Source organism: Anaerofustis sp. LCP19S3_F7, assembly GCF_052119445.1.
Classification (GTDB): Bacteria; Bacillota; Clostridia; order Eubacteriales; family Anaerofustaceae; genus Anaerofustis; species Anaerofustis butyriciformans.
In genome coordinates, this window is the sequence record NZ_JBQKFF010000007.1 from 1 (window position 1) to 16,836 (window position 16,836).

Below are 16,836 nucleotides of genomic sequence, written 5' to 3' on the forward strand. Positions count from 1 at the left end.
ACACACTCCACTAATCGTCGGCAGCGTCAGATGTGTATAAGAGACAGATTTTAAGTATTAAATTATTTCTATAATTAAATTAATAAAGATAAATCTTATCTGAAAGATATAGATATAGTATGCTTTGCATTTTTATTCCATTTTAATAATGTTTTAGCTTAATGATAATGTATTACGAAATATGCATTTATTTTAAATATTTATTAATTAAAAACTCTTTATTAAAAAGGTTTGTTTTTTAGTATAAAAAATATTTATATTTAATTTTATTTTGATTTTATGTTTAATAAGTGACTCGTTACATAATTAATTTTTATAAATATGTAAGGAATCATTTTAAAATATGATTGTATATTTTTAATGTAAATATATTGGGAATATAGTATATAAAATAAATTAGAATTGTTCTAATTTACTTGACTTTTTATTTTAAAGAGAGTATACTTATGTAAACAATTAAATACAAATATACGTTAATATAGATTTGTTATTTAGGAGGTGAATAGATATGTTAAAAAATAAAGTGGCAGTAGTTACAGGGGGAACCAGAGGAATAGGTTTTGCTACTGTAAAAACATTTTTGAAAAATGGAGCTAAAGTTGTGTTCTTTGGCTCAAGAGAAGAAACGGTTAATAAAGCATTAGCAAAACTAAATGAGGGAAATAAGAATTTCGATGTTTTTGGAATGTATCCAAATTTAACAAGTGAAAAAGAAATTAGAGAAGCTTTTTTAGAAATTAAGAATAAATTTGGCAAAATTGATATTTTAGTAAATAATGCAGGAATGTCTGCAAGAAATAGTATTTATGAATATAGTTTGGAAGATTTTGAGAAGATTATTAATTTGAATCTTACAGCAGCATTTAACGCATCGAAAGAAGTTGCTAAAATTATGAAAGAACAAGGAGGTGGCGTTATATTAAATACTAGTTCTATGGTAAGCATATATGGACAACCATCTGGTGTTGGTTATCCTGCATCAAAATCTGCTATTAATGGACTTACAAAATCTTTGGCTAGAGAGCTTGGCAAAGATAATATCAGAGTAAATGCAGTTGCTCCAGGTATTATTAATACAGATATGGTAGCAGCATTACCAGAAGAACTTATAAAACCTTTAATTGCAACTATTCCTTTAAGAAGGGTTGGCGAGGCTGAAGATATCGCAAATGCATTCCTATTTTTAGCAAGTGATATGGCTAGCTATATAAATGGAGCTGTTCTATCAGTTGACGGTGCTGCAATGACTTAAACAATGTATATAAATAAAATATAATAAAGGAAATAAGGTGAAAAAAATGAACGTAAATATTTTTAGAAAAATGTCTTATGGAGTATATATTGCTTCAACAATGGATGGTGAAAGACCAACTGGATGCACAGTAAACAGTATTATGCAAATTACTTCTGAGCCTGCAACAATAGCTTTGAGCGTAAATCATAATAACTATACAAATGGTTGTATAGAAAAAACAGGAAAATTTGCATTTTCAATTTTAAGTGAAGATTCAAATCCTGATTTGATAGGTAATTTTGGATTTAAAAGCGGTAAAGACAATGATAAGTTTGAAAATGTTGATTATGAAATGGTTGAAGGTGTTCCTGTTGTAAAAGATAGTGCCGGTTATGTTGTTTGTGAAGTAATTGATAAAATGGAAACAAGTACTCACACTGTATTTTTAGGAAAAGTTATCGCGGGTGAGGTTTATGATGAATCTAAGAGACAAATGACATATGCATATTATCATGAAGTTATAAGAGGTAAAACAGCAAAAAATGCACCTACTTATATACCTGAAAAAGAAGAAGAAAAAAAATATGATGGTGTAAAATACGTATGTACTATTTGTGGATATGTTTATGAAGGAGATCCTCTTCCAGAAGATTATAAATGTCCTATTTGTGGAGCAGGACCGGATAAATTTAAAAAAGTAGAATAATAAAAAAGACACTTTGAAAGTGTCTTTTATTTTTTTATGCTATTTATTAAGTCTCCCGTTAAGGCATTCATTAATGTATCGTCAATAGTTAGATCATAACTGTAATTTCCGTTTTTTGTAAGTTTTATTTCTACCGTTTGTTTTGTTGTTTTGGTCGATTTTGCTGCATCTTCTATTTCATTTGCAAAAATTTTTAGGCATTCCTTATTTAGGTTTAATTTTTTTGTTTTTGATGAAGAATATAAGTTTTCTACAATATAATCATAAGATTCTTTTTCATAATTTTTTAGTACATTTTTAAAACTTACATTTGTTATTTCTACTTTAATAATTGCATTTTCTGTTTTTTCATCTATTGATGTAGAAATAATTTTATAACTAAAATTTTTGAAAAGATTTGTATATATTTTATTTAATGTTTCTTCATCTCCAGAAGAATTTACAAGCATGTTTATATATTCATTATCTGCATATCCCATCAAAATATCTTTGTTTCCTGTTTTTATTGCAGATAAAAATTCTTCTGTTTTTTCTTCCGGTTTTACAAAAGTACATCCGAAAAGACTTAAAAGAACCGTTAATGATAATAAAAGAGATATTATTTTCTTCATTTTTTTTCCTCGCTTTAATATTTATATTGTATATATAAAATTTATATCTTTCAATAAAATAATTAAATTTTTGACATTTATTTATAAAAGAAGTAAAATATTTTAAAATAGTTCTAATTAAATAAAGGAAATATAAATGAAAAATAAAAAAGTTAAAGTTAAAAAAACGATGAGGCTGAATAAAAGAGAAAAAGAATTTTTAATGCGTCATCGAATAATAAAAGATACTTTAAAAGATGAAAAAAAAGAAGTTAAAGATGAAGTGGAAGAAATTACAAATAAAAATATAGCTTCTTTTGATAGTGAAGATATATCTTTTGAAAGTGCACTTTTAGACCTTGAAAATGCTGAAAAGCTAATTGAAGAAACTATTGAAGATATTTCTCATGAAAATGACGATAAAAAAAATGATGATAACAATGATGATCTAATAATAAATGATGTAGAAAAGATAAAAGAAGAACTGGAACATGTTGAAAAAGAGTTAAAGATCGTTATTCCAAAGGAAAAACAAAAAAAGAAAATTTTAAAAATTACAGCTATAGTATTATGTGTTTGTATTTTTGCGACTGGTATAGGTATATATAAATATAATGATATAAAATATAATGCAATTGAGCTTGAAAAACAAAAGGCTGTTAATGTTGCGGCTAATGCCAAAGAAGTGAATATTTCAGATAGTTTACGTGAATATACAGTAAGTAAAGTAAAAAAAGAAGAAACGCTGAAAAGTTATTCATTAAGTGAAATTTACAGTATGGATGTAAGTAAACCTAGCGGTGTAACAGCTAAAGAATTAAGTTATATAACAAAACAAAATCTTGTGGGACTTGAAGAAGCTTTTGTAAAGGCGGAAGAGGATTATGGTGTTAACTGTTTATTTCTTGTAGCAATTGCATCAATGGAAAGTGCAAATGGGACAATATGTTTTAAACCCAATAATATGTTTGGTTATGGTTCAAGCGGATATTCTTCAAAAGCAGAATGTATTGATGATGTTGCAAAGGGACTTGCAAACAATTATTTAAAAAAAGGTGCATCTTTATATAACGGAAAGACCATAAGTGATGTAAATAAAAGATATGCTTCAAGTTCAACATGGGATGATAAGGTTGCAAGAAATATGTATAACTATTATAGTATTATAAGTGAAAAAAGAAATTCAGCATTAAAGAAATTATAAAAAAGAGGACTGCTACCAGTCCTCTTTTTATTCTTCTATTCCCATTTGTTCTGATTGATCTTTAACAATTAAGTTATCAATGAATTCATCTATATCTCCGTCAAGTACATCATTTAATTTATATAATGTTAATCCTATTCTATGATCTGTAACTCTACCTTGAGGGAAATTGTATGTTCTGATTCTTTCAGATCTGTCTCCGCTTCCTATTTGACTTTTTCTGTCACTTGCAATTGCTTCTTGTTGCTTTCTTTGTTCAATTTCAAATAATCTTGCTTTTAATATTTTTAAAGCCTTATCTTTATTTTTAAGTTGTGATTTTTCATCTTGACATGCTACAACAAGACCTGATGGAATATGCGTAATTCTAACAGCAGAGTCTGTTGTGTTTACACTTTGTCCACCGTTACCGCTTGAACGGTAAACGTCAATTCTTAAATCATTTTGATCAATATTTACTTCAACGTCTTCTGCTTCAGGTAAAACTGCAACTGTTATTGCTGATGTGTGAATTCTTCCGCTTGATTCAGTATCAGGTATTCTTTGAACTCTATGTGTTCCACTTTCATATTTAAGTCTTGAGTAAGCACCTTTACCTTGAATTGAAAATACAGCTTCTTTATATCCTCCAATACCGATTTCGTTAGTTGATAGCATTTCAACTTTCCAATTTTTTCTTTCTGCATATCTTGTATACATTCTAAGAAGGTCTCCTGCAAAAAGTGCAGCTTCATCTCCTCCAACACCTGCTCTGATTTCAACAATAACGTTCTTTTCGTCATTAGGATCTTTTGGAATTAATAATATTTTTATTTCTTTTTCAAGTTCATCTTTTTGATTGTTTAAATCTGAAATATCTTCTAGAATCATTTCTTTGAAATCATCATCATCACTTTCATTAAGCATTTCTTTGTTTTCGCTTAATTGTTCCATAACACTTGCATATTTTTTATATGCATTAACAATTGGTTCTAAATGAGAATGTTCTTTTAATAACTGAGTATATAACTCGTGATTATTCATTATTTCAGGATTTATGATATCTTTATTTACTTCATTAAATCTGTTTTCTATAGATTTTAATTTCTCTAACATATATACCCCTCCGTGTTCTCTTATGGAATTATACACCAAAAAACCTTATTTTAAAAGTATTTTTTCTTATTTGCGTTATTTGAATTTTAGAAAGAAAATTTTTAAATAATTTTTTGTTTGTATTTTATAAATAAACAAATAATGTTTAAACGAATATTATTGGGTAATAATAAAAAGTAAATAAAAAGAAATTAATATCAGGAGGCTTAGGAAGGTGAAAAAAAGGATACGAAAAAGAATTAAAATGGGGGAAAAAGAAAAACTTCTTTCAAAAATATGTGTTGCTTTTTCTGTTTTGCTTATTATAGGTGTTATGTTTGGTGGGATTATTAGCAGGAGCAATTTGAATATTGCTGATGTAAAAGATGATAGAGTAGAAGAAAAGTCTGTTATGAATGAACAATTAAATAAAGAAAACGAACAAAATAATAATAAAGAATCTCTAGATGACAAAGAAAACTCAGAAAAAAAACAAAAAGAAGAAAAAATAAAAGGAGAAAACAAAGAAACAAAAAGTATTGTAAATACATCATCAAATATAGATTTATCAAATATTTCTCGTCCCGTAAAAAGTGCAGAGATAATAATGGATTATAGCTATAATGCAACTCCGGTATATTCAAAAACTTTGCAGGAGTATATATCTGATCATAAAGGGATTGACTTAAAGTCATATAAAAATGAAAATGTAAAAAGCATTTTAGATGGGAAGGTAAATAGAGTATATTATGACGAAAAATTTGGATATACTGTTGAAATAGATCATGGAAATGGTTTGTGTAGTATTTATGCAAATTTAAATAAGAAGTTGAATGTAGAAAAAGGTGATAATGTGAAAAAAGATGAAGTAATAGGAAGTGTTGGTAAAAGCGCTCCATTTGAAATATCAGATGATTATCATTTGCATTTCGAAGTAAAACGTAACTTAGAAATTATTAATCCTACAACATTATTTAATTGACATTAAAATTTATATAATATATTATTATTATATAAATTTTAATGAGGTAGGAATATTTTGAGAAGTTTTTTTTATACATTATTTATATCTATGATACCAATTATTGAGCTTAGAGGAGGGCTGCCAATAGGGGTTGCGTCAGGACTTTCTTTACCTGAAGCATATGTTGCAGCCGTTATAGGTAATCTTATACCAGTTCCTTTCATTATATTATTTATAAGAAGAATTTTTGCTTTTATAAGAGAATATATGCCTAAGCTTAATGATATGGTTGATAAGCTTGAAAATAAAGCACATTTAAAAGGAGAAAAAGTAAAGAAATATCAAAAATTAGGACTTTATATTTTTGTTGCAATACCTCTTCCAGGTACTGGAGCATGGACAGGAGCATTAGTTGCAGCATTTTTAGATATAAGATTGAAAGATGCTATATTGCCAATTTTTGTTGGTGTGTTAACAGCAGGGCTAATAATTATGATGCTTACGTATGGTGTTACAACAATAGTTTAAATTCTATATGCAATAATAAGATATTGGTTAAACAGATATTTTAATATATCTGTTTTTTATTTAAATAAAAATAAAAAAAATAAAAAAAGTATTGACAAATAAAGTTTTATATATATAATTAAATTATAATCATTCTAATTTAAAAGAAAGGAGAGAATATGAACAGTATAGATTTGAAAGAAATAATAAGAAGTCATGGTTTAAAGATAACTCCAAATAGAATTGCAGTTTTAGAATATCTTATGTCAAGTAAAGAACATCCTAGTGCTGACATGGTAAAAGATTATTTAAATTCTATGGGGAACAAATTCTCTCTTGCAACAGTATACAATATTTTAGATGCATTTGTTGAAAATGGTGTTATAATAAAAGTTAGAGATGATGAAAATAATATGATGCGTTTCGATGCAAATACAAAGTTTCATATTCATGTTTATAATACAAAAACAAATGAAATTATTGATTACTTTGATGAAGAGCATTGTAGCGATATAGAAAGAAATTTGAAAGAAATAAAAAAGAACAATGGATTTGATGATAATCAAAAGCTTGTTGTTGAGATGTAATAGCTTATAATAGTTAAAATAACTATTTAAATAAAAATAAAATAAAATATATATAAAAAAGGAGATAATTAATTATGAAAAAATGGGTATGTACAGTATGTGGTTATGTTTATGAAGGAGAAAATCCACCAGCAGAATGTCCTCAATGCCACGTTCCAGCTGAAAAATTTAATGAAATGAGTGGAGAAAGAGAATGGGCTGCTGAACACGTTGTTGGTGTTGCTAAAGGTGTAAGCGAAGACATTATTGCAGATTTAAGAGCAAACTTTGAAGGAGAATGTTCAGAAGTAGGTATGTATCTTGCAATGGCAAGAGTTGCTCACAGAGAAGGATATCCTGAAATCGGTCTTTACTGGGAAAAAGCAGCTTACGAAGAAGCTGAACATGCTGCAAAATTTGCAGAATTATTAGGTGAAGTTGTAACAGACAGCACAAAGAAAAACCTTGAAATGAGAGTTGAAGCTGAAAATGGTGCTACAGCAGGTAAATTTGATCTTGCTAAGAGAGCTAAAGAAGCAAATCTTGATGCAATTCATGATACAGTTCATGAAATGGCTAGAGACGAAGCTAGACATGGTAAAGCTTTTGAAGGTTTACTTCAAAGATACTTTGGCTAAAAAAATACATAAAAAAGCCTTTTTATAAGGCTTTTTTTTATGCAAAAATTAATGGTAATTTGACTTTTTTTTATAGTTATAGTATTATAATTAGATAAATTATGGTAAAAATATTTATCGTGAGGAATAAAAATAATGATAAAAGAAGCAATTAATAGTTTTATTGATATTTTTAAATCAAATATAAAAAATAGAAAGAAATCGTTGGCAATGGCTAAGATGACACTAAAAAAAAGATATTCAGGATCTGCTTTAGGAGTTGGTTGGTCACTTGTTAAACCTATTTTATTTATTTTTGTATATTGGTTTGGTATTCAAATCGGAATAAGAGGAGGAAAGCCTATGGATGGTAATATTCCTTTTATTTTTTGGTTAATGTCTGGTATTATTGCTTGGTTTTTTATTAACGATATTATGCATATAGGAATTTCTTCTATTAGAAGAGATAGTTATTTGGTTACAAAAGTTGTGTTTCCTGTAGAAACAATACCTATATTTAATGTAATGTCGTTATTTTTTACACATTTAATATTATTGGTTCTTGTATTTATAGTACTTTTTATTTGTGGATATTATCCTAATATATATTATTTTCAAATTATATATTATACAGGATTTTTATTTTTCTTTGGTTGTGTACTTTGTACTTTTTTATCAACATTATCAGTTATAAGTAGAGATTTTGAACAACTTGTAAAATCAACTACAATGATATTTTTCTGGTTGTCTCCTGTTGTTTGGGCTCCATCTAAATTAGCAGAAGGTTCTTTATTATTTAAAATTTTGAAACTTAATCCTTTCTATTATTTTATACAAGGATATAGAGATACATTTTTAAATAAAATATGGTTTTTTGAAAGACCTTCATATACTATATATATGCTAGTATTTACTTTATTATTTACATTGTTAACGGCATATCTTTATAAAAAACTCCATAATGAGTTTTCTGATGTATTATAGGAGGTTATTATGGCAAAAAAATTTACAAGAAATTCAGTTGATGTCAATATAGAAATTACAGATGAAATGAAGGCAACAATGCTAGAAGATTGGCCTGATGATATTCCGGATGAAAATGTTGCTGTTAGTGTTAAAAATGTTACAAAAATGTATAAAATATATAAAAAAGCTTGGCATAGAGTTATCAATGCTTTTTCGAGTAAAGTTAAATATGGTGAATTCTATGCTTTAAAAGATATTAATGTGAAGTTTCCAAAAGGTGAAACAATTGGTATTCTTGGAGTAAATGGCTCAGGTAAATCAACACTTCTTAAAATGATTACAGGAGTATCAACTCCGACGGAAGGTTCTATTGAAGTAAAAGGAAGAATTTCAGCATTGCTTGAACTTACTTCTGGGTTCGATAAAGAACTTACAGGATATGAAAATATATTTTTAAAAGCAACAACTTTAGGTATTCCTTTAGAGGAGATGGAGAAAAGAATTCCAGATATAATTGAATTTGCAGATATAGGAGATCATTTATATCAACCTGTAAGAACTTATTCCTCTGGTATGAAATCTAGACTTGGGTTTGCAATAAGTGTTAACGTTGAACCTGATATTTTAATTGTTGATGAAGTTTTAGCTGTTGGAGATGATACATTTAAGTTAAAATGTTTATCAAAAATAGAAGAGTTTAGAAAACAAGGTAAAACAATTCTTTTTGTAAGTCATAGTTTATTTACAATTCGTGGATTTTGTACAAAAGCTATGTGGATAAAAGATGGAGAACTGATGGCAAAAGGCGATACTGATATGGTTACTAAGCTTTATGAGGATTATTTAAAAGAAGTAAGAACTATAAAAAGAATACAAGAACGTGAAAGTCAAGAAAAAGAAGATGCAATTTTTGAAAAAAAAGATATATTGCAGTTAATTAAAACTAGATTTCTTGATATAAATTCTGAATTAAAAAATAAAATAAAATTTAACTATGGGGCATCTTTTATCATTGAAGTGGAGTATGAGGTGAAAAAGCCTATTGATAATAATTTAATAGCTTGTTTTTCTATTAGAGATATTGAAGATAGGGTTGTTTTTGCAACCAGTAAACAAAATGAAAATAATATTGTAGATTCTTCCATTGGTAGACATGTATATAGATTTATATTACCAAACTTAAGACTTTTGCCTGGTAACTATAAAGTTGCAGGTGAGTTTTGGAATAATGAATCTGGGCTTCATTTTAAATTTGCATCAATAAGAAGATTAATTATAACTAGTAGTGAATATTGTGGGGATGGTGTGTATTCTATTCCTTATAAAACAATGAAAGATGACTATTTACTTGAAGAAAGAAATAAAAATGGAACATTGAATGAGGCTTTTATTTCTGAGATGCTTAAATAAAATAAATTTTAATGTATGTATAATCCATGTGTCATTATTTTGATATGTGTTATTTTACATATAAATATAATATATAGTTTGATAAAACAGGAGGAAAAAATGAGTGATTGTCTTTTTTGTAAAATAATAGCAGGTGAAATTCCTTCAACTAAAGTTTATGAAGATGAACTTGTATATGTATTTAAAGATATCGAACCTATTGCACCTTTTCATGCTTTGGTAGTACCAAAAAAACATTATACGTCTATTTTAGATGTTAATGAGGATGATAAGATAATTAATCATATTTTTGCAGTATGTAAAAATATTGCGAAAGATCAAGGCTTTGATGAAAAAGGATTTAGAATTATAAATAACTGTGGTGAAGATGGAGGTCAAAGTGTTCATCACTTACATTTCCATTTATTAGCAGGAAAAAAATTATCTTGGGAAGCTTAAAAAGAGCATTTTATATGCTCTTTTATTTTTTATGGCAGTTACAATTTGTACAGTTGCATTCTTCGCTGTTACAATCACATATTTTATAATTACCGCCATCAATAATTAGTTTTCCACCTTTTGTTAAAAAGTTGGCAATTTTTTTTCTGGCATTTGTATATAATATTTGAATTGTTGCCCTTGAAACATTCATCCATTTTGCACATTGTTCTTGTGAAAAATTTTCGTTATCAATAAGTCTTATTACTTCATACTCTTCTACTGTTAGAGTTGTTGTTTCGTCATTATTGTTTTTTGATATAAAAGTATTTGATATAGGCATTTTGCAAACATTTTTACATTTTGTAGGTCTCGGCATTTTTTCACGTCCTTAATTTATTTATATATAATATTAAATAGGATTTATTTTTTTGTCAATATTTATGTAAAATAAAAGCTGACGTTATGTCAGCTTTAGATATAAATAATTAGTCCATGTTATTATCTACTTTATTAAAGAAACTTAGGGAATATAATCCGCTTATTCCAACTAAAGCAAAGATTATTCTGCTTACTATTGATGATTGACCACCAAATAATGCTCCAACCAAATCAAATTGGAAAAAACCGATAAGTCCCCAGTTTATAGCACCAATGATAACTAATAATAAAAATAGCTTATTCATTATTTTCACTCCTTTTTAGAAATTTTCTATTTTATTTTTTCCCAAAAAGAAAATTTTATGATTTTTTAAGAAAAAAGACTTGTATTATATACAAGTCTTATTTTGCAACTTCTATTAAATTATCTGGTGTATTGTTATATACTCTTGAATTTTTAGGAACACTTGTTGTTAACCAAACATTACCTCCGATTATAGAGCCTTCGCCAACTGTTGTATTTCCTCCAAGGATAGTTGCTCCAGCATATATAATTACGTTATCTTCAATATTTGGATGACGTTTAACTCCTTTTACAGGATTTCCATTTTCGTCAAGTTCAAAGCTTTTAGCTCCAAGGGTAACTCCTTGATAAAGTTTTACATTATTTCCTATAACACAAGTTTCACCTATAACAACTCCTGTTGCATGGTCTATAAAGAAATATTTTCCTATTTTTGCACCGGGATGAATGTCAATTCCTGTTTTTGTATGTGCATATTCTGTCATTATCCTTGGAATTAGAGGTACTTTTAAATTAAAAAGTTCATGTGCAAGTCTTTGTATTGTAATTGCTTCAAGGTAAGGATAGCTTAAAAGAATTTCTTCTATGCTCATTGCTGCAGGATCTCCGTTATAAGCTGCTACAATATCTGTTGATAAATATTCTCTTACCTTTGGTATACTTTCCATAAATTTAATAGTTGCTTCATCAGCTTTTTCTTTACACTTTGTGCAATTTTTATTTTTATTTTCAAGGTCACACATATTTATGTATACTTCTCTGATTATACTGTTAAGCTCCATTGCTGCAGTATTTAATCTTTTTCTAACATATATGTTTATAAATTCATTATTATCCAAATCTTTTTCATATATGGTAGGGAAGAGTCCTGCTTCAAGATTCTTTATGATTTCGTTAACTTTTAATTTCATGCCAAAGCCGCTGATGCCTTCATCTGTAAGTTCTTTTTGATTAATTTCAACAACTTGGCTTGATATTTCTTTGCTTCTTGTTTCAAGCCATTGTTTCATGTTTATCATATTATGTCTCCTTTTTATTCTTCTAATAAAGGTAATGTTATTATAAATTCACTACCGACATTTTCTTTAGTTCTAACTCGTATCTTACCTTTATGATCCAGAATAATGGATTTTGCAATACTAAGCCCAAGTCCCATTCCGCCTGTTTCTTTATTTCTGGATTTATCTGTTCTATAAAATCTGTCAAAAATATTTTTTAGATCTTCTTCTTTTATGCCCATTCCATTATCCTTAATAGATAGTATAGCATTATTGTCTTTACTTTGTAAATTGATTTTTAATGTAACATTATTATTTGAATATTTTATTGCATTATCAATTATTATTCTTATTACTTCTATTATTCTAAATTCATCGGCATTAATATATATATTTCCTTCAATATTATTTATGAATGTAATATCAGGATGTGTTACGGTAAAGTCCTTTATAATTAAATTTACGCTGTCTGTTAAATTGACTTTATCAAAATTATAATTTATTTTCTTTTTATCATATTTTGCCAAAAACAATAATCTGTTAACAAGATTTTTCATGTTTTCTGCTTCAAAAATAATTGAATCAACACTTTCATCTAATATTTCTTCATCTTTTTTACCCCAGCGTTTTAACATATTACCGTATCCGGAAATAACAGATATAGGGGTTCTAAGCTCATGAGAAACGTCAGAAACAAATCTTTCTTGTTTTTCATAAGCTTCTTGGAAAGAATCAATCATTTCGTTTGTTGTTTTAGCTAGCTCTTTAAGTTCATATTCTGTTCCAGAAACATCAAGTCTTAGATCTAAGTTTTCTGCTGTTATTTTTCTTGTTGTTCTATTCATTTGATTTATTGGAGCTAGAGTCTTTCCAAGTTTCATTCTTCCAAGAATTAAAATAATTAAAGCTCCAAAACAAAGTACTATGGTAACAGGAGGAATGATAGTTGTAAATCTTTCTATAAATGGAGATGCTGAATAAAAAATAAGAAGCTTATATATTCCATTATCTGTCTTAATATTTCTTGAACTAACTAAGTAACCTTTATTTAGTAATGATATTCTAGGTAAGACTTCAAATAAATAATTATTTTTTAAATCTTTAATGTAAGTTTCTATATCATCATTTTTTTCTAATAAGTAATAATCTCCATTTGTATTAATAATGGAAATTATTGATTGTTTATATTTTTTTTCTATTTGTTCAATATTGGTTACTATATAATTTTTATCTTCGAATCTTCCATTTTTTAACATTGTCGTAACTGTACTATTAATTTTGCTACTTTCATTATATGCTTCTTTATATGTTGCTTTTAAAAGGGAAATAGATAGCACAACAACAGCTACTAAGGCAATTACCAAATATAGGTATGTATACCATAAAGCTGTTTTTTGTTTTATACTTTGACTATTTTTTCTTCTTTTTTTTTCTTTTCTACTATTCTTCTTCATCATCTTTAAATTGATAGCCTATGCCTCTTACTGTTCTTATATAATGTGTATTGTATTTTTGATCAATTTTACTTCTTAAATATCTTATGTAAACATCTGTAACATTTGTTTCTGATTCATAATCATATCCCCATACATTACTTACAATTTGTTCTCTTGTTAGTACAATATTTTTATTTATCATTAGATATTCCAAAAGCTCAAATTCTTTCTTTGTAAGTGAAATTTCTTCATTTTCAAAATGTGCTGAATAAGTATTTTTATTTAAAACTATTTTTCCAGCTTTAATAATTGCTTCTTTTTCTTTTTTTTCATTTTCTCTTTTTGATCTTGATAAAATTTTTCTTATTCTTGCAAGAAGTTCTTCTATTGCAAAAGGTTTTGTCATATAATCATCTGCACCTATATCAAGCCCCATAACTTTATCTGAAACATCTGATTTTGCCGTAAGCATTATTATAGGTGTTTGAATATTATTTGATCTAAGTCTTCTGCAAATTTCTATTCCGCTTAAATTTGGGAGCATTAGATCAAGTATAATAAGGTCAAATTTATCGTCCATGGCTTTAATAAGTCCATCTCTTCCTTCTGTGGCTATTGTTAAACTATAACCTTCATGTGTTAGTTCTAATTGTAAAAAACGTGCAATTTTTAATTCGTCTTCTATAAGTAATATTTCGTTCATTTTTTCCTCCTGATTACATTATGTCAATAATATTAAATCCTTCTTCATCTTTTGAAATTTTTGTATGATTAACGTATGTATTTACGTTTTTTATATTTTTATTTACTTTCTTTTTTATTTTATTTCGTCTATAAGGAATTACAACGTCTTCAATATTTACTAAATCCATTGTAATTGATGAATTTGTTATCATTATAAATACTAAGAAAAGCCCTATAAAAATTGATGGTATGGGAACAATAATACAAATTAAGATAGGTAATAATAATGGGATATCCATAATATTTTCATTCATATAATTTATTTTAAATCTATAACTTTTTTCTCCAAAACTTATTGATACAATATGTTTATATAGTCTTATTATATATCTTTCATCATAATTTATAATATATTCTAGAGCTTTTTCATAATTATTTCTTGAACGTATTAATGCTTTTTCACAAAAACCGTAATCTCTTCCTGTAGCATCTCTTAACATTTCAATTTTATTTTCATCTAACTTCATATTGTTCCTCTTTAAATTAAAATATATTTTAATTATAATATATAATCATATTTTATTAAATAATAATACAAATATATTAGATTAAAATTTGTTTATTATTAAAAACAAATTATATTAACTTGAGAATGAATAAAAAACAATGTATAATACAATTATTAAATAAATAATTTAGGAGTGTATTAATGGCATTTAATAAGAAAAATGTAACCATAGAATATATAGCTAATGCAGGAGTATTATTTGAAAATAGAGGTAAAAAAATATTAATTGATGGAGTTCATATTAAACCTGTACCACCTTATTTTAGTGTTAAAAAAGAAACAATGAAAAACATGATTAATGGTGTTGCTCCATATGATAAAATAGATATTTTGGTTTTTACCCATCATCACATTGAACATTTTGATGCTTTTTGTGTATGCGAGATTTTAAAAAATAATAGATTAACACAACTTATTTGTACTTGCACCGTTATGGAAAGATTAAAGGAAAGTGCAAATTTTGATCCTATTATTGTATCTCAAGTACATGAATTTGAAATTCCTTTTTTTAAATCAATTTTAGCAAGTATCAAGAATGTATCATTTGAAGTTATTTCTTTACCTCATGATGGTAAAAATTATGAAGATGTAGAAAACTTTGCTTATTATTTTGAATTTGGAGGAAAAACTTTTATGCATCTTGGGGATAGTGCACCTGTAGTTGAAAATTTTAAAGAAGCAGAGATTTTTGAAAAAGACGTTGATGTTTTAATTGCCCCTTTCCCTTATATTGCTTTAAAAGCAGGAAGAGAAATAATAAACAGACTTAATCCAAGAAGAGTAATTATTGTTCATTTACCAGATAAAAATCTTGATAAAGGTAATTGGCTATATAATACATTTAGAGTATTTAAAAAATATGAAAGAGAACTTTCTCCAACAGATTTCTTTACAAATCCAGGAGAAGATATGACAATAAAATAAAAAGAGCTTTTATAAAGCTCTTTTTTTATTCTACTTTTCCAAAATCAGAGAAAGGTAAAATTCTGAATACTATCTTTGATTTGAAATTTTCTCTTGGAATAAAACCTATTTCTTCAGATCTACTATCTTTTGAATTTGGTCTATTATCTCCAAGTACAAAATATTTTCCTTCAGGTACTGTTGTTAGAGGATAATCGTCATAAACCAAATCTTCTGAAATATAAGGTTCATATATTTGCTCTCCATTAACGTAAACTTTAGAGTTTTTTATTTCAACAGTATCTCCAGGTAATCCTATAACTCTTTTTACATAATCGTTATTTTCATCAATTTTTACCACTGCTATATCTTGGAACTGTGGATCAGAAATAATATAGGAAATTTTACTTGCAATAACTTTATCTGAATCATTTAATGTTGGATACATGCTTGTTTGTTTTACCATTACAGGTTCAAATATAAAAGTTCTTATTAAAAGTGCAAGAATTATTGCTATTAAAATGGTTAATCCCCAGCTGAAAATTTCTTTTATACCTTTAGTCATGTTTATCTCCCTAAAAAATAGTCTTAGTATAATATACTTCTAATAAATAAATTTGTAAAGGCTTTTTTGTTATTCTAATGAAAAATCTATAGGAGTTTGACCATGTTCCATAAGAAATTTATTTGCTTTTGAAAAAGGATGGCTTCCAAAAAATCCTCTTGAAGCAGATAAAGGACTTGGATGAGGGCTTGTTAGTATTAAATGATTAGGATTTGTTATAAGTTTCTTTTTTGAAATTGCAAAATTACCCCATAGAATAAACACGAGGGGTTTTTCTCTTTCGTTTAGTAAAGATATTATTTTATCTGTAAATTCTTCCCATCCTAAATTTCTGTGGCTTGCTGCATGATTTGCACGTACTGTTAATACTGCATTTAAAAGCAGTACTCCTTGTTTTGCCCAAGGTTCTAAACACCCTGTTGATGGACGTTTTATCCCAAGATCATCTTCAAGTTCTTTAAAAATATTAAGTAGGGAAGGGGGAGGAGCTACACCTTTTCTTACGGAAAAAGATAATCCATGAGCCTGTCCTATTCCATGATAGGGATCTTGTCCTATGATGCATATTTTTGTATCTTCATATGATGTATAGTGAAGAGCATTGAAAATGTCAAACATATCAGGATATATTTTATAATGTTTGTATTCATATACAAGTTTTTTTCTTATTTCCTTATAGTAGTCTTTTTGAAATTCGTCTTTTAATAAATCCTGCCAATCATTTTTAAATTCAATTGCCATT

The 16,836-nt window shown here is 27.1% G+C and carries 21 protein-coding genes; 11 read left to right on the forward strand and 10 right to left on the reverse strand.

Features of this window, described 5'->3' with window-relative positions:
* Positions 1-508: 508 nt before the first annotated feature.
* Together ACTQYZ_RS07535 and ACTQYZ_RS07540 are read left to right on the forward strand one after the other, a co-directional pair.
* Positions 509-1,252: an SDR family NAD(P)-dependent oxidoreductase gene (locus ACTQYZ_RS07535; RefSeq protein WP_441416326.1), complete on the forward strand. Its 744-nt coding sequence runs from the start codon at positions 509-511 to the stop codon at positions 1,250-1,252.
* A 46-nt stretch (positions 1,253-1,298) separates the two neighbouring features.
* Positions 1,299-1,940, forward strand: coding sequence for a flavin reductase (locus tag ACTQYZ_RS07540; protein ID WP_441022475.1), 642 nt, complete (start codon positions 1,299-1,301; stop codon positions 1,938-1,940).
* Positions 1,941-1,966: 26 nt separating this feature from the next.
* Here ACTQYZ_RS07540 and ACTQYZ_RS07545 read toward each other — a convergent pair whose 3' ends face one another.
* On the reverse strand, positions 1,967-2,551 hold the full coding sequence (locus tag ACTQYZ_RS07545; protein ID WP_441022473.1) for a hypothetical protein: 585 nt from the start codon (positions 2,549-2,551) through the stop codon (positions 1,967-1,969).
* Between the two features lie 136 nt (positions 2,552-2,687).
* Here ACTQYZ_RS07545 and ACTQYZ_RS07550 point away from each other — a divergent pair, with 136 nt between their 5' ends.
* The gene (locus ACTQYZ_RS07550) at positions 2,688-3,734 is read left to right on the forward strand and encodes a glucosaminidase domain-containing protein (RefSeq protein ID WP_441416327.1); all 1,047 of its coding nucleotides are present in this window, start codon (positions 2,688-2,690) and stop codon (positions 3,732-3,734) included.
* Positions 3,735-3,761: 27 nt separating this feature from the next.
* Here the strand turns inward: ACTQYZ_RS07550 and prfA are convergent, their stop codons facing one another.
* Positions 3,762-4,829 carry a peptide chain release factor 1 gene (gene prfA, locus ACTQYZ_RS07555; RefSeq protein ID WP_441022470.1) on the reverse strand — a complete coding sequence of 356 codons (1,068 nt, stop codon included), beginning with the start codon at positions 4,827-4,829 and terminating at the stop codon, positions 3,762-3,764.
* Positions 4,830-5,043: 214 nt separating this feature from the next.
* On the opposite strand from prfA, the gene ACTQYZ_RS07560 reads away from it, so the two are divergent.
* From ACTQYZ_RS07560 to ACTQYZ_RS07590, 7 genes are all read left to right on the forward strand, one after another.
* Positions 5,044-5,790 carry a peptidoglycan DD-metalloendopeptidase family protein gene (locus ACTQYZ_RS07560; protein WP_441022468.1) on the forward strand — a complete coding sequence of 249 codons (747 nt, stop codon included), beginning with the start codon at positions 5,044-5,046 and terminating at the stop codon, positions 5,788-5,790.
* 57 nt (positions 5,791-5,847) lie between these two features.
* Entirely contained in the window at positions 5,848-6,300 is a 453-nt protein-coding gene (locus ACTQYZ_RS07565) for a COG2426 family protein (RefSeq protein WP_441416328.1), read from the forward strand.
* A gap of 158 nt (positions 6,301-6,458) precedes the next feature.
* Positions 6,459-6,866 carry a Fur family transcriptional regulator gene (locus ACTQYZ_RS07570; protein WP_441416329.1) on the forward strand — a complete coding sequence of 136 codons (408 nt, stop codon included), beginning with the start codon at positions 6,459-6,461 and terminating at the stop codon, positions 6,864-6,866.
* A 74-nt stretch (positions 6,867-6,940) separates the two neighbouring features.
* Entirely contained in the window at positions 6,941-7,483 is a 543-nt protein-coding gene (locus ACTQYZ_RS07575) for an NADH peroxidase (RefSeq protein ID WP_441022462.1), read from the forward strand.
* 135 nt (positions 7,484-7,618) lie between these two features.
* A complete protein-coding gene (locus ACTQYZ_RS07580) occupies positions 7,619-8,446 on the forward strand; it encodes an ABC transporter permease (RefSeq protein ID WP_441416330.1) in 828 nt (275 codons plus the stop codon).
* Between the two features lie 9 nt (positions 8,447-8,455).
* A complete protein-coding gene (locus ACTQYZ_RS07585) occupies positions 8,456-9,838 on the forward strand; it encodes an ABC transporter ATP-binding protein (RefSeq protein WP_441416331.1) in 1,383 nt (460 codons plus the stop codon).
* A 99-nt stretch (positions 9,839-9,937) separates the two neighbouring features.
* Positions 9,938-10,276 carry a histidine triad nucleotide-binding protein gene (locus ACTQYZ_RS07590; protein WP_441022457.1) on the forward strand — a complete coding sequence of 113 codons (339 nt, stop codon included), beginning with the start codon at positions 9,938-9,940 and terminating at the stop codon, positions 10,274-10,276.
* A 22-nt stretch (positions 10,277-10,298) separates the two neighbouring features.
* On the opposite strand, the gene ACTQYZ_RS07595 is transcribed toward ACTQYZ_RS07590, so the two are convergent.
* The 6 genes from ACTQYZ_RS07595 to ACTQYZ_RS07620 all read right to left on the reverse strand — a co-directional run bounded on the left by ACTQYZ_RS07595 (position 10,299) and on the right by ACTQYZ_RS07620 (position 14,585).
* Positions 10,299-10,634: a DUF134 domain-containing protein gene (locus tag ACTQYZ_RS07595; protein ID WP_441022455.1), complete on the reverse strand. Its 336-nt coding sequence runs from the start codon at positions 10,632-10,634 to the stop codon at positions 10,299-10,301.
* A gap of 109 nt (positions 10,635-10,743) precedes the next feature.
* Positions 10,744-10,950 (reverse strand): DUF378 domain-containing protein, encoded by a 207-nt coding sequence (locus ACTQYZ_RS07600; RefSeq protein ID WP_441022453.1) that lies wholly within the window; start codon positions 10,948-10,950, stop codon positions 10,744-10,746.
* Positions 10,951-11,038: 88 nt separating this feature from the next.
* A complete protein-coding gene (gene epsC / locus ACTQYZ_RS07605) occupies positions 11,039-11,959 on the reverse strand; it encodes a serine O-acetyltransferase EpsC (RefSeq protein ID WP_441022451.1) in 921 nt (306 codons plus the stop codon).
* Between the two features lie 14 nt (positions 11,960-11,973).
* Positions 11,974-13,392: a sensor histidine kinase gene (locus ACTQYZ_RS07610; protein WP_441416332.1), complete on the reverse strand. Its 1,419-nt coding sequence runs from the start codon at positions 13,390-13,392 to the stop codon at positions 11,974-11,976.
* Positions 13,379-14,077 (reverse strand): response regulator transcription factor, encoded by a 699-nt coding sequence (locus ACTQYZ_RS07615; protein WP_441022448.1) that lies wholly within the window; start codon positions 14,075-14,077, stop codon positions 13,379-13,381. Before ACTQYZ_RS07615 ends, ACTQYZ_RS07610 begins: the two co-directional genes overlap by 14 nt.
* Before the next feature lie 13 nt (positions 14,078-14,090).
* Positions 14,091-14,585: a hypothetical protein gene (locus tag ACTQYZ_RS07620; protein WP_441022446.1), complete on the reverse strand. Its 495-nt coding sequence runs from the start codon at positions 14,583-14,585 to the stop codon at positions 14,091-14,093.
* Positions 14,586-14,767: 182 nt separating this feature from the next.
* Here ACTQYZ_RS07620 and ACTQYZ_RS07625 point away from each other — a divergent pair, with 182 nt between their 5' ends.
* Positions 14,768-15,550: an MBL fold metallo-hydrolase gene (locus tag ACTQYZ_RS07625; protein ID WP_441022444.1), complete on the forward strand. Its 783-nt coding sequence runs from the start codon at positions 14,768-14,770 to the stop codon at positions 15,548-15,550.
* A 25-nt stretch (positions 15,551-15,575) separates the two neighbouring features.
* Here ACTQYZ_RS07625 and lepB read toward each other — a convergent pair whose 3' ends face one another.
* Together lepB and ACTQYZ_RS07635 are read right to left on the reverse strand one after the other, a co-directional pair.
* On the reverse strand, positions 15,576-16,094 hold the full coding sequence (gene lepB / locus ACTQYZ_RS07630; protein WP_441022442.1) for a signal peptidase I: 519 nt from the start codon (positions 16,092-16,094) through the stop codon (positions 15,576-15,578).
* A 69-nt stretch (positions 16,095-16,163) separates the two neighbouring features.
* Entirely contained in the window at positions 16,164-16,835 is a 672-nt protein-coding gene (locus ACTQYZ_RS07635; RefSeq protein ID WP_441022440.1) for a uracil-DNA glycosylase, read from the reverse strand.
* Between the last annotated feature and the right edge of the window lies 1 nt (position 16,836).

Bases quoted from the DNA above. Each gene is read 5' to 3' on its own strand.
- ACTQYZ_RS07535 (WP_441416326.1), top strand. From the start codon at position 509: ATGTTAAAAAATAAAGTGGCAGTAGTTACAGGGGGAACCAGAGGAATA.
- ACTQYZ_RS07540 (WP_441022475.1), top strand. From the start codon at position 1,299: ATGAACGTAAATATTTTTAGAAAAATGTCTTATGGAGTATATATTGCT.
- ACTQYZ_RS07545 (WP_441022473.1), bottom strand. From the start codon at position 2,551: ATGAAGAAAATAATATCTCTTTTATTATCATTAACGGTTCTTTTAAGT.
- ACTQYZ_RS07550 (WP_441416327.1), top strand. From the start codon at position 2,688: ATGAAAAATAAAAAAGTTAAAGTTAAAAAAACGATGAGGCTGAATAAA.
- prfA (WP_441022470.1), bottom strand. From the start codon at position 4,829: ATGTTAGAGAAATTAAAATCTATAGAAAACAGATTTAATGAAGTAAAT.
- ACTQYZ_RS07570 (WP_441416329.1), top strand. From the start codon at position 6,459: ATGAACAGTATAGATTTGAAAGAAATAATAAGAAGTCATGGTTTAAAG.
- ACTQYZ_RS07575 (WP_441022462.1), top strand. From the start codon at position 6,941: ATGAAAAAATGGGTATGTACAGTATGTGGTTATGTTTATGAAGGAGAA.
- ACTQYZ_RS07580 (WP_441416330.1), top strand. From the start codon at position 7,619: ATGATAAAAGAAGCAATTAATAGTTTTATTGATATTTTTAAATCAAAT.
- ACTQYZ_RS07585 (WP_441416331.1), top strand. From the start codon at position 8,456: ATGGCAAAAAAATTTACAAGAAATTCAGTTGATGTCAATATAGAAATT.
- ACTQYZ_RS07590 (WP_441022457.1), top strand. From the start codon at position 9,938: ATGAGTGATTGTCTTTTTTGTAAAATAATAGCAGGTGAAATTCCTTCA.
- ACTQYZ_RS07595 (WP_441022455.1), bottom strand. From the start codon at position 10,634: ATGCCGAGACCTACAAAATGTAAAAATGTTTGCAAAATGCCTATATCA.
- epsC (WP_441022451.1), bottom strand. From the start codon at position 11,959: ATGATAAACATGAAACAATGGCTTGAAACAAGAAGCAAAGAAATATCA.
- ACTQYZ_RS07610 (WP_441416332.1), bottom strand. From the start codon at position 13,392: ATGAAGAAGAATAGTAGAAAAGAAAAAAAAAGAAGAAAAAATAGTCAA.
- ACTQYZ_RS07615 (WP_441022448.1), bottom strand. From the start codon at position 14,077: ATGAACGAAATATTACTTATAGAAGACGAATTAAAAATTGCACGTTTT.
- ACTQYZ_RS07620 (WP_441022446.1), bottom strand. From the start codon at position 14,585: ATGAAGTTAGATGAAAATAAAATTGAAATGTTAAGAGATGCTACAGGA.
- ACTQYZ_RS07625 (WP_441022444.1), top strand. From the start codon at position 14,768: ATGGCATTTAATAAGAAAAATGTAACCATAGAATATATAGCTAATGCA.
- lepB (WP_441022442.1), bottom strand. From the start codon at position 16,094: ATGACTAAAGGTATAAAAGAAATTTTCAGCTGGGGATTAACCATTTTA.
- ACTQYZ_RS07635 (WP_441022440.1), bottom strand. From the start codon at position 16,835: ATGGCAATTGAATTTAAAAATGATTGGCAGGATTTATTAAAAGACGAA.